The 12,060-nt window shown below is 51.0% G+C and carries 8 protein-coding genes; 5 read left to right on the forward strand and 3 right to left on the reverse strand.

Annotated elements, in window-relative coordinates:
- Nucleotides 1-200: 200 nt before the first annotated feature.
- The 4 genes from BLW68_RS12430 to BLW68_RS12445 all read left to right on the forward strand — a co-directional run bounded on the left by BLW68_RS12430 (nucleotide 201) and on the right by BLW68_RS12445 (nucleotide 6,609).
- Nucleotides 201-2,690, forward strand: coding sequence for a S8 family serine peptidase (locus BLW68_RS12430; RefSeq protein ID WP_092793764.1), 2,490 nt, complete (start codon nucleotides 201-203; stop codon nucleotides 2,688-2,690).
- Between the two features lie 123 nt (nucleotides 2,691-2,813).
- On the forward strand, nucleotides 2,814-3,722 hold the full coding sequence (locus BLW68_RS12435) for an AAA family ATPase (protein ID WP_092793766.1): 909 nt from the start codon (nucleotides 2,814-2,816) through the stop codon (nucleotides 3,720-3,722).
- Nucleotides 3,710-4,660, forward strand: a complete 951-nt coding sequence (locus BLW68_RS12440; RefSeq protein ID WP_092793768.1) for a DUF58 domain-containing protein — start codon at nucleotides 3,710-3,712, stop codon at nucleotides 4,658-4,660. Before BLW68_RS12435 ends, BLW68_RS12440 begins: the two co-directional genes overlap by 13 nt.
- Entirely contained in the window at nucleotides 4,654-6,609 is a 1,956-nt protein-coding gene (locus BLW68_RS12445; protein WP_177172228.1) for a transglutaminase TgpA family protein, read from the forward strand. The genes BLW68_RS12440 and BLW68_RS12445 overlap by 7 nt, the downstream gene beginning before the upstream one ends.
- On the opposite strand, the gene BLW68_RS12450 is transcribed toward BLW68_RS12445, so the two are convergent.
- The 3 genes from BLW68_RS12450 to BLW68_RS12460 form a co-directional block, all read right to left on the reverse strand.
- Nucleotides 6,574-6,822, reverse strand: coding sequence for a TIGR02647 family protein (locus BLW68_RS12450; protein WP_092793773.1), 249 nt, complete (start codon nucleotides 6,820-6,822; stop codon nucleotides 6,574-6,576). The two genes, BLW68_RS12445 and BLW68_RS12450, sit on opposite strands and share 36 nt — an antisense overlap.
- 138 nt (nucleotides 6,823-6,960) lie before the next feature.
- Nucleotides 6,961-10,239: a S41 family peptidase gene (locus tag BLW68_RS12455; protein WP_092793776.1), complete on the reverse strand. Its 3,279-nt coding sequence runs from the start codon at nucleotides 10,237-10,239 to the stop codon at nucleotides 6,961-6,963.
- Nucleotides 10,240-10,357: 118 nt separating this feature from the next.
- Nucleotides 10,358-11,497 (reverse strand): pyridoxal-phosphate-dependent aminotransferase family protein, encoded by a 1,140-nt coding sequence (locus BLW68_RS12460; RefSeq protein WP_092793777.1) that lies wholly within the window; start codon nucleotides 11,495-11,497, stop codon nucleotides 10,358-10,360.
- Between the two features lie 197 nt (nucleotides 11,498-11,694).
- Between BLW68_RS12460 and BLW68_RS12465 the strand changes: the two genes are divergently transcribed.
- Nucleotides 11,695-12,036: a zinc ribbon domain-containing protein YjdM gene (locus BLW68_RS12465; protein WP_092793781.1), complete on the forward strand. Its 342-nt coding sequence runs from the start codon at nucleotides 11,695-11,697 to the stop codon at nucleotides 12,034-12,036.
- Nucleotides 12,037-12,060 lie beyond the last annotated feature (24 nt).

Genomic DNA, 12,060 nt, shown 5'->3' on the forward strand with positions numbered 1-12,060 from the left:
ATTTAAAACACCAATTAAAACAATATAACCATTAATAAACAAACATATGCAGATTATTATTTACAACTACCCCACCAATCAGCCTAGTTAATTTGGCTTATTTTTGTATAAATTGTTTAATAGTTGTTGCATTGCATGCTATTCCTAGTTGGTGCTAAAAATGAGCATATTTTTTACAATTAATTAATCTGGGGACAGTTATGACTAATAAAAAAATGATCACATTGGCTGTAGCAGCAGCCTTGTTATCAGCAAATGCACTGGCTGACACCGCAACAAGTTCGGCAGAAAATGCTGTATTGGTGATGTTTAAACATGGCGTATCCAAACAAGAACGTGAAACTGTTATTCAGCAGCATGGCGCCAGCCTGCGTCAGTTGGATGCACAGGGCCGCGATATGAAAATGCGCTATGTTGCCGATGGTCGTATTGTTAAAGTTCAGGTGCCCAAAGGGGTTCAGCGTGATCATCTGATCAAAAAACTGGCATCAAACCCGGCCGTTGAAGTAGCCGAGCCAGATTATCCGTTGCACGCTTTGGCAGTGCCAAATGACCCCCGCTTTGGTGATTTATGGGGCTTGCAAAATACCGGGCAAAGCGGCGGCACTGCAGGTGCCGATATTAAAGCGGTTGATGCCTGGGATATTTCGACGGGCAGCCATGATATCATTATTGGCGTAATCGACAGCGGCATGGACTACACCCACCCGGATCTTTTAGATAACCGCTGGGTAAATCCGGGTAATCTGCCAGGCAGCACTTATGGTTATTCAACATTAAATGCCGAACAAGATCCTATGGACAGCGACAGCCATGGTACCCACGTAGCAGGTACTATAGGTGCATCAGGCAATAATGGCGTTGGCATTACAGGCGTTAACTGGAGTGTCACCTTGTTACCGTGCCAGTTTTTGGGGCCTTTAGGTGGCAGCACCGCTGGCGCTATCGAATGTATTAACTATTTTACTGATTTAAAACTGAACCACGGCGTTGATATTAAAGCAACCAACAACTCCTGGGGTGGTGGTGCTTTTTCTGAAACCTTAAGGGCTGCCATTCAGTCAGGTGGTGATGCCGGTATTCTGTTTATTGCCGCAGCAGGTAATAATGGCGCAGACGCAGACAGCACGCCAATGTATCCGGCCGCTTATGATCTTGATGTTATCGTGTCGGTTGCATCTACTGACAGAAATGACAACCTGTCTATCTTTACCAATGGCGCCTCTAACTATGGTGCAACGTCGGTAGATCTGGGCGCGCCGGGTTCTGCTATTTTATCTACCGTGCCCGGTGGCGGCTATGCCAGCTACTCAGGTACTTCTATGGCATCGCCTCATGTAGCGGGCGCTGCAGCTTTGTTGTGGTCTGTTAACCCTGATATTACACCGCTTGAAATGAAGGCCATTCTGATGGATTCAGGCGATAGCCTGCCAGCATTAGATGGTAAAACGGTATCAGGCAAACGGCTGAATCTGTCCAGCGCAATGGTTGAAGCCGATCCTACTCCGTCGTTTAAGCTGTCTATCAGCCCGCGTACTCAGCAAATTACCGCCGGTGATGCCGCGCAATACACGCTGGATGTTGGCAATATTGCCGACTGGGCAGGCGAAGTTGCTCTGAGTGTTGACGTACAACCCGCTCTGGATGGCGTCAGCTTGTCTGCCAGCACGGCACAACCGGGTGATACTGTGACGCTGGACGTTGTCACTTCGGCTGATACTGACTGGGGTAGCTATCAGTTTACTGTTACCGGCGTCGACAGTGCCACCGGTGAGCTGGTGAAATCGGTCAATGCCAGCCTGAATATATTGCCACAAGGCTTGCAGGATTACTCTTTTAGCAACAACACTGCTGTGCCTATTCCGGACAACAATGCTGCTGGTATAGAAAGCATTATTAGTGTGCCGCAAACCGGCGTGGTGTTTGGTACTGATGTTGGCGTAAATATTACCCATACCTGGCGTGGAGATCTTATCGTTAAACTGCGCTCGCCAGAGGGCACAGAGCATATGCTGCATAACCGTACCGGTGGCAGTGCTGACGATTTGATACAAAACTGGCAAGTGGACAGCTTTAACAGCGAAAGCATGCAGGGCGACTGGACACTGCTCGTGTCTGACAACGCCGGGTTAGATACCGGAACCCTCAATAGCTGGACGCTGACTCTGACTGCATTGTCTGACGATGATACCCCACCCGGCCCTGTGGCACCGGTGGCTGATTTTAGTTTTGTCGCGTCAGGCTTAACGGTTAGTTTTACCGATCTTTCCACCGATGCAGATAACGATATCAGCAGCTGGAGCTGGGATTTCGGTGACGGCAATCAGGCCGATACAGCCAACCCAAGCCATACCTATGCCAGTAGCGGCAGTTACAGCGTTAGCTTAACCACCACTGACAGCACCGGCCTGAGCAACACGGCACAGAAAACAGTAACCGTAACCGACAGCACTATTGTACTTAGCCTGCAACGCTCTGTACGCACCCGCACCGGTTCAACCATTGTTGATCTGCGCTGGACAGGTGCATCCGGTGAGTTAGATCTGTTCCGCGATGGTCAATTAGTAGAAACCATTGATAATAGCGGCAGCTACCGTGATCGTTTTAACTCACAAGCTGCAACAGTAACGTACAAGATTTGTCTGGCAGGTACAGACGCTTGTTCGGCAGATTTAACCGTTAACTTCTGATAATAAAGTTAAACGGATCTACAGGCGGCTTCGGCCGCCTTTTTAGTTTGCAGTTCTGCATTGCAGGGGTAGTATGAACCAACGGTATAGTGTTATTTCCGCTCACAGCAGTAAGGAGCCCTGGTGTTAACTCAGTTGCATAATGTAGAGCAAAGCCTTAATCAGGTGATTCTGGGAAAAAGCAGCCAGATCCGGCTGGCGTTATGCTGCCTGCTGGCAGAAGGCCATTTACTGCTAGAAGATTTACCCGGTATGGGAAAAACCACTCTGGCGCATGCTTTGGCAAACAGCCTTGGCCTTAGTTACCGCCGGGTACAATTCACCAGCGATTTACTGCCCGGCGATTTAGTCGGCATGAGCATTTACGATGCCCGGTCACAACAATTTCGCTTTCAGGCCGGTCCGGTATTCAGCCAGGTATTGCTGGCAGATGAGATAAACCGTGCCAGCCCGAAAACACAAAGCGCATTGCTCGAAGCAATGGAAGAAAAACAAGTGTCAGTAGATGGTGAAACCCGCGCCCTGCCCACGCCGTTTTTTGTTATTGCCACCCAAAACCCGTTATTTCATGCCGGTACTTCAGCACTGCCAGAATCACAGCTGGACCGGTTTATGTTTCGCCTGTCGCTGGGCTTTCCCGATCATCAGGCCGAACATCAGTTATTACAACGCGACAGCAGTACTTCGCGGCTCGAGCTGCTAACCGAGCAACTGAATACCGAACAGCTGCGCGCCCTACAGCAGCAAGTGCCCAAAGTTGCGGCATCAGATGCACTGATAGATTATTTACTGGCACTGGTTAACAGTAGCCGCCATCGCAGCGATATGTTGCCATTATCCCCCCGCGCATCAAAAGCTATTTTGCGTGCCGCCAAAGCGTTCGCCTTAATTAACCAGCGTGATTATGTTACCGCAGCAGATGTACAGCAGGTGTTTCCTTATGTGGCTGAACACCGTCTGGCGCCATCGTCAGATGCACAGGAGAGCCGTTTAAGCCAGTTACTGCTATTACAGACGCCATGCCCAATCTGACGTTAAAACAGCGGCTATACCAGCGATACTGGCAACTGATCAGCCGGTATCTGGATAAGCGCCAACCGGCTGCAGACAAGGTTACGCTGGTGCAAAAGCTGATTTTTATTCTGCCAACCCGTTATGGCTGGTGGTTTGTGTTGTTGATTGCGCTGTTATATTTATTGGGTACCAACTATCAAAACAACCTGATCCTATTATTGTGCTACCTGTTACTAAGTGTGTTTTTGGTCAATATTGGGCTGGCTTACCAGAATATCAGTGGTTTAACACTGCAATGCCAGCACGCAGCAGCAGGCTTTGCCGGTACAGACACCACCGTGACGGTAAATCTTAGCAGTGACAAAAAACACTTTATGCTGAACATGAATTTTGTCCAGCACAATGAAACAGTGTTGTTAAGCCAGCCAGCTGCGACAGCATCACTAAACCTTACTGGCACAAAGCGCGGTAAATACCCCCTGCCACGTATAAAAATAACCAGCCAGTACCCTTTTGGTTTATGGCGCGCCTGGAGCTATGTAGCACTGGCACAGCCTTACTGGGTATACCCGGCACCTGATGCAGATAAATCAGCTGTTAACGTCGCGGCCACTGATACCAGCCAACAGGCTAAAACCGATGCCGGTGAAACACTGGCACCTTATCGTGCCGGCGATAGTGTGCGGCATATAGTGTGGAAACGCCTGGCGCGCGATCCAGCGAACCCGGTGGTCAGGCAACAACACTTTTCTGCTCAGGCAGAGCCCAGCTGGGTAGTCGTGCCGGCGTTATCTGGTGATGCCTTAGAGCGTGCACTACGTTATGCCTGCCAGCAATTATTGCAACTGGAGCAATCCGGCAGCAGTTACGGGCTGAAAACGCCGGCACTGACATTGCCTCAGGCAAAAGGCCCGCAACACTTACAGCGATGCCTGCAGGAGCTGGCACTGTGCTGACACAACAGATGCAGAAACAAAAACAATTACTGCTTAGCTGGGCTGCCATTCAGTTTTCATTGTTGCTGCTACTGCAACAGGCATTCGCCGGTTGGGTTATTGCCATATTTGCCTTGTTGCTGCTGTACCGGTTGTTAAGCGTATTTAAAGCCAAAGCCGGCATTAGCCTTAAACTGGTGAATCTGCTGGCCGGCATTATTGCCATAACATTCTTTTTGCAGCTACGACAAGCAGGTGTACTGCATTTTATGCTGCAAATTTTGCTGCTGGCGGCCACCGCGCGCCTGCTGGCTTTGCAGCATTTGTACGAAGCCCGCCAACTGGTGTGGGTGCATTATTTTCTGATTGCCTGCTGCTTTATTCTGCACCAGGACATGCTGATAGCCCTGTTCATTTTGCTGGTGTTTGCCGTTAACCTGTACAGCCATTACCGGCTGTTTTCGCCCTCTGTCAGCCGTTTAAACTGGTTGCAGACAGGCCGCGGCATACTGATTATTCTGCCATTATGGCTGGCCATCTTTTTACTGTTCCCGCGCCTGCCGCCGTTTTGGCAAATCCCGAATGTTAATATTGCCAGCACCGGCCTTAACGATACCCTGGATCCGGGCAGCATAGAGCAGCTGGTACAGGATGACAGCCTGGCATTTCGGGTAGAATTTGACGGTGCCCTGCCACCGCGGCAGCAGCTGTACTGGCGCGCCAGGCTATACGAAGACTTTGATGGCAGGCGCTGGCAGGTAAATGCGCTGCGGCAAAATGCCAGCCGGCAGCGCGCTGCAGACACTGCTGCCGATAGTAGCCTGAGTTACCGTATTATTGCCGAAGCCAGCCAGCAAACCGGCTTATTTGCCTTAGCTACACCCGTTACCAGCAGCAGCAATGTTTTTATCAGCCCAAGTGGGCTGTTAAGCAGCAATAAGCCTGTTAGCCAGCGGTTAAGTTATCAGGTAAGCAGCAGCCTTACACCCGTGGTGTTGGTATCTGAGCAGGAGCAACAGCTTAACTTGCGTGTGCCGCCGGGTAACCCGCAGACGCAGCAATTTGCCTATCAGCTGAAGCAGCAGTATCCACAAAGCCATGAGCTGGTGCAGGCTCTGGCTGAGCATTTTAGCCGGCAGCCGTTTTATTACAGCCTTACCCCGCCGCGGCTTGGCAGCAACAGTATTGACGCCTTTTTGTTTGACAGCCATACCGGCTTTTGCAGCCATTATGCGTCGGCCAGCGCCGTTATTTTACGCCACGCCGGTATTGCGGCGCGGGTGGTGGGTGGTTATCAGGGCGGTAACTGGCACCCGCAGCAAGGTTATCTGGCGGTACGGCAGCGCGAAGCCCATGCCTGGGTAGAATATCTGCATAACGGTGTCTGGCAGCCATTTGATCCAACAGCGGCGGTAGCGCCTGAGCGCATTCTGGATAGCCTGGATTCTGCCTTACCGGAAGATCAGCGTGCTTTACTGGATCCGGGTTGGCGCCAGCTGGTTTTGCTGCAAAATCTGCGGCAACAGTTGATGCATCTCGACTATTACTGGTCAGTATGGGTACTGGGGTTTAATGATAACCGCCAGCGCGAGCTGTGGCGTACCCTGTACCGTTATTTGCCGGCTATGGCTTATTCAGCGGCTGTGCTGTTTAGCATTATTATTGTAGTGCTGCTGTATTTGCGCTTAACGCAAAGCGGCACTGACAACACACCACAAGCAACAAAACAGCTGCACCGCTATTTGGGCAAAGCATTGGCGGCAAAACCGCTATCGCTATCTGTTTCGGCATTTTTGCTGCAATGCGCTAAGCGCTACCCGGCACATAATGCGTACCTTAAGCAGTTAACTGCACTATACGAACAGGCATTATATAAAGAGGACACTGAGGCACTTAATCAGCTGAAACAACTACTTAAGTGCCATAAAGCAGAGTTAGGCCGTTTGCGGCGTGCCATTAAGAATACGTAAAGCAGTTTGCAGATGTTCGGCGCAGTGAATGCCAAGATCGGTCAGGTAACCGCCATCTTCCTGCGTGACCAGCCCTTTGTCATACAGCCGTTTTATCGCGGCCAGCGTATCCGTATCGGCCGATTTGTGAACTTTAATTCCCTCCATGGCGCTATCAAGATTAAACAAGGTTAACACGCGAATTTCAGCATTAAGTTGTGGTGATATTGGCATAGGTGCGTTCCTGCTCTGTTGTTTTACTCACCATAGCTGCCCTTGGCCTAAAAGCAAAGCGCTGATGTGAAATACAGCAGTAAAAAAAGCCCGGTAATCTCACCGGGCTTATACAAAGCTGAATGCAAGCGAAATGCCCTAAGGCAATATATCCGACGCCAGCGGTTTTGCCATAGGTTGCGCTTTTAGCGGTGCAACCGGCTGGCTTTGCAATTTTTGCTGCAGGTAGGCAATGGCCTGCTCTAATTGCGCATCCTGGCCGTTAAAGCGGGCATAAGGTAAGTTATCTACCTCCTGATCCGGTGTTACGCCATAACCTTCAATGATCCAGCGCCCGTCCATAGCAAACTGAGCTGTTTCCGCTACCCGCGCCATGCCGTTATCGGCCAGCCGGTTACGGCCGGATAACCAGACACCGGCACCGGCAGTACGCTTACCAATTAATGGCCCGAGCCCTAAAGCTTTAACCCCGGCAGAGAAGGTTTCACCATCGGAATATGTCAGTTGGTCGGTTAACACCACTAAGTGACCACGAAACGCCTGCTGCATATTGGTGTAGGCATCGCCCTGGGTCGGCTGCCAGAATGCCCAGGCGCGGCGCAGCAGTTTTTCGATGATCCAGCTGTCAATATTACCGCCACGGTTGCGTCTTACATCAATAATTAAGCCGGGTTTGTCATAGTGGGCATAAAACTCGCGGGCAAAGTTGGCAATATCATTGGCGCCCATTGCATACAAATGTAAGTAACCTAACTGGTTATTGGCCGCGCCGGCAACCTGTTGCTGATTGGCTGACACCCAATCCTGATACCGCAGCATGCTGTCATGGCTACTGCTAACCGGCTCTACCACCGTTTGCCATTGTTGCTTGCCCCGCTGCAGAGTTAACAACACCTGCTTACCGGCCTGATTACGCAGTGCCTGAGTAAGGCCGGGAATATCCTTTACCGCGCGGCCATTAACAGAGACTAAGCTATCCCCCACTTTGGCATTAACACCGGGTTTGGCCAAAGGCGCAGCTTGTGCCGGTAGTTCACTGTCAGTACGGTAGATATGGCGGATCACCAGGCCATCTTTACCGGTACTAAACTCAGCCCCCAGGCTGGCGGCTTTCGCTGCTGTTTCATCCGCACGATATTCACCACCACGTACCTGCGAGTGCAATGCATTAAGCTCGCCCATCATCTGGGCAAAAATATCATCCAGCTCATAGCGGTCGGTCACCCGTGCTAATAATGGCTGATACTTCGCTTTGCTGGCTTGCCAGTCCAGGCCTCGCATGCCTTTATCAAACAGAAAATCACGGTGCATGCGCCAGCCATCGGCAAACATTTGCTGCCACTCCTGTGCCGGATTAATACTCAGCTGCCAGCTGTCACTATTAAGCCGGGCTTTGGCCAGATCTGCCGGCGCTTTATCGCCGGCGTCCACCACATACATAGCGCCAGCGCCCTCGCTGGCGTGCTTACGCATAAACAGCTTTTTGCCATTGGCTGCTAACTGATAGTCGGCAATATCAGTGGCAAACACCTCAGCTTTGGCTTCTGTCTGGCTGAACTTAATCTGCTTTAATACCGGTTTGCTATCCGGGCCACTGTTACGATCCAGCAGATAAAGCCGTTTATCGGTTACCGCCAGTTGGCTGTAGTTGCCTGACGCCACCGGAACCTGCCACAAGCGGGCATTCAGGCCGTCCCAATCCACTAATGTCGCTTTTTTGCCTGTCAGGCTGTCTTTAGCCGCTTTGTCGTCACAGTTTTCCAGCTCCTGTAGCGGCCGAAACGCAAAGCAGGCTTGCTGCTTCAGGCTAACGGCAAACAGCTGGCTGCGCCGGTCAAACATCGGCCCCAGATTACGATCCCCCCAGGGATGGCCCGGAGTAGCCGTAAACTGCCGATCTGAGACAAAATACAGCCAGAGGCCATCGGGGCTGAACGCAGGTGCAAAGGAGGTGTATTTATCTGAAGTCAGCACCGCACTTTTCTGCTCGGCCAGGCTATACAGCACGACCTGCGAGCGGCTTTGCCTGGAAGAATTAAGCGTAAATGCCAGCAGTTTGCTGTCGGCCGACCAATTAATATCGTCATAACCGGCCAGGCCTATACCGCCACTGTAGACCTTGCTGTTACGCCCATTGCTTAACTGCAACAGCCATAAATCGCCGTTTTTATCATCATGTGCCAGATATTCGCCATCAGGCGATAGCGTTAGCTGCCAGCGATGGCCGCTGCCATCTTTAGTTAATTGCTGCGCGTTATCTGAGCCATCGGCTGCAAAGCGCCAAATTTCATTTTCGCCACTGTGATCGTTAATGGCATAGACCCATTTACCATCTTTAGACAGCACCGCCGCGCGGGAGCGGCTGCCAGCCGGCGTACTAATTTGCACCAGCCGTTGTTTGCCAGGCATAGCCAGCGCTATCTGGCTGCGGGCAGTTACCACCACTTTATCGCTGTTATCGTGCTGCGCCTGATAAATAGCCGAATTAAAATACTGTAGTGGTTTATTGATAATACGCTCGCGCTGCTGCACTAAATCAGACTGTATCTGAAGTGTTAAAGTGCGGCTTTGGCCATCTGCCAGTTGCAGCAGCTGTAAATCGGCACCCAGCTGATACACAATGCGCCCGTCTGACACACTGATGCGGCCAATACGCCAATCCTGATGAAAACTGTGCTGCTTAAAATCACCGCCTGAAGCAGCAACCGACCAGATATTGCTGTTACCGTCAGCGTCGCTGACAAAATACACCCGGCCCTGATAAAACAGCGGCTGGCTGATACTACCGTTGTGGCCTTTGCTTAGCAGTACGGCTTCATCTTTGCTACCCAGCGTCCAGCGCCATAGCTCACCCATGGCACCACCGCGGTATACCTTGCTATTGTCGCCGGTAAGCTGCAAACCAAAACGGCTGAAAAAAACATTACCCCCTTGCTCGTCTATGCTGCCGCCGGAGGCATCTGCCAGCGGTAAGGTTTCAGTGGCTAAACTTAGCGGATCAACCGTTTTCAGCAGCCAGTAATTGGCTGGCCCGGCGCCACTATCAGTAGCGTATAAAATACGGCCGTCAGCTAACCATTGTTGAATACGCACCCGGCTGTTTTCATAGCTGATACGTTTGGCTACACCACCAGCTAATGGCATCAGATAAATTTCAGCTGCGCCGTCATAATCAGCAACAAAGGCCAATTGGCTGCCATCTGGCGATAACAGCGGTTGGGTTTCTTCTGCAGCATGGCTGGTAATACGGCGGGCTTTTTCACTGTCTAGCCTGGCTTGCCATAAATCGCCTTCAGCGGTAAACACCAACTGATCCTGCTGTAATACCGGTGAACGGTAATAACCCTGTACTGCCAATGCCGGCAACGACAATAAACCCGGCAACGCCAGGCTTAGTAAGGTGTAACGTAGTTTCATTAAGGCCTCGTAGCTATTTGGTATTGTTATGTTGCTGTTGTGCATCAACTTAGCAGAAGCGGCAAAACGCGCCAAACAAAAACGACCAAATAACCACAAGGCATGATTAGCCAATAAACTACGCTAAAACATCCTCTAACGCTTTGATACACAGCGCGATATTTTCGCGCCGGGCCGCATAACCCATCAGGCCGATACGCCAGGCTTTACCTGCCAGCTCACCCAGGCCAGCACCTATTTCCAGGTTATATTGCGCCAGCAACTGTTTACGCACGGCGGCATCATCGACACCCTGCGGAATATACACACTGTTCAGCTGCGGCAGGCGGTACGGCTCTGCCACCACAAACTCCAGCCCCAAAGTTGTTAAACCTTGTTTTAGCAGCTCATGCATTTGCTTATGGCGCTGCCAGCTTTGCTCCAGCCCTTCGCCAGCCAGCAAGCGCAGCGATTCATGCAGTGCATACAGGGCGTTAACCGGTGCCGTGTGGTGATAACTGCGTTTGGCGCCACCACTCCAGTAGCTCATTACCAGGCTTTGATCTAAAAACCAGCTTTGTACCGGCCTGGTCCGCGCTTTAATACGCTCAACCGCTTTGGGTGAAAATGACACCGGCGATAAACCCGGCACACAAGATAAACACTTCTGACTGCCGGAATAGATAGCATCAATACCCCAGTCATCTACCCGCAGTTCAACACCGCCCAATGAAGTCACAACATCAACAATAGATAAACAGTCGTATTGCTGTGCCAGCGCACACAGGGTTTTCGCATCCGACAAGGCGCCGGTTGAGGTTTCAGCATGCACAAAGGCCAGATACTTTGCCTGCGGGTTGGCTTTTAATGCTGCTTCCACTGCAGCCGGGTCTACCGGCTCGCCCCAGGCATTGTCTACCGTAATAGCGGTAGCACCACAGCGCTCAACGTTTTGGCGCATCCGTTCGCCAAATACACCGTTACGGCACACGATTACCGTATCACCTGGCTCTAACAGATTCACAAAGCAGGTTTCCATACCGGCACTGCCGGGCGCTGATACTGCCAGTGTCATATCGTTTTGGGTTTGAAAGGCATACTGCAGCAGCTGCTTTAACTCATCCATCATGCCGATAAACAGTGGGTCTAAATGGCCGACTGTTGGCCGGGCCTGAGCGGCTAAAACCTGAGGGTGCACATCTGATGGCCCGGGGCCCATCAGGATGCGGCGTGGGGGTAAAAATGCATCTATTTTCGGTGCCGGTATAGTCTGTAACATAAGAACTCCGTACAGTTATTTTTGCTTTACCATAGCAAAATCGCGCTTTGATAGCAGTATTGTTCGGCTATTGCCGCTATTCAAAGGATCAATAGTTCAAAGCAGCAATAACTCAAAGCATCAATAGTGCCACTGCAGGGCCAGCCTGAGGTATAATGCGCGTTTTTGCGCTTAAGCGCTGTTTCAGGAACCCTGCTATGAGTACATTACCCGCCTGCCCTAAATGCCAGTCTGCTTACACCTATGAAGATGGCGCCCTGTTAATTTGTCCGGAGTGCGGCCATGAGTGGTCTGCTAATGTGGTCGATACCGCAGACAGTAAACAGATCCGCGATAGCGCCGGCAATGTGCTGCAGGATGGTGATACGGTAACGGTGATTAAAGATTTAAAAGTCAAAGGCTCATCCTCAGTAGTAAAAATTGGCACTAAGGTGAAAAACATCCGCCTGGTAGAGGGCGATCATGATATAGACTGCAAAATTGATGGCTTTGGCGCCATGAGTTTAAAATCGGAGTTTGTGCGTAAAGTACAAGACTAAAAAAACAAAAAAGGGGCATAAAGC

It is taken from the genome of Rheinheimera pacifica (genome assembly GCF_900108485.1).
Taxonomy (GTDB): Bacteria; Pseudomonadota; Gammaproteobacteria; order Enterobacterales; family Alteromonadaceae; genus Alishewanella; species Alishewanella pacifica.

Coding starts and splice junctions, on each gene's coding strand:
- BLW68_RS12430 (WP_092793764.1), top strand. CDS start 201: ATGACTAATAAAAAAATGATCACATTGGCTGTAGCAGCAGCCTTGTTA.
- BLW68_RS12440 (WP_092793768.1), top strand. CDS start 3,710: ATGCCCAATCTGACGTTAAAACAGCGGCTATACCAGCGATACTGGCAA.
- BLW68_RS12450 (WP_092793773.1), bottom strand. CDS start 6,822: ATGCCAATATCACCACAACTTAATGCTGAAATTCGCGTGTTAACCTTG.
- BLW68_RS12455 (WP_092793776.1), bottom strand. CDS start 10,239: ATGAAACTACGTTACACCTTACTAAGCCTGGCGTTGCCGGGTTTATTG.
- BLW68_RS12460 (WP_092793777.1), bottom strand. CDS start 11,497: ATGTTACAGACTATACCGGCACCGAAAATAGATGCATTTTTACCCCCA.
- BLW68_RS12465 (WP_092793781.1), top strand. CDS start 11,695: ATGAGTACATTACCCGCCTGCCCTAAATGCCAGTCTGCTTACACCTAT.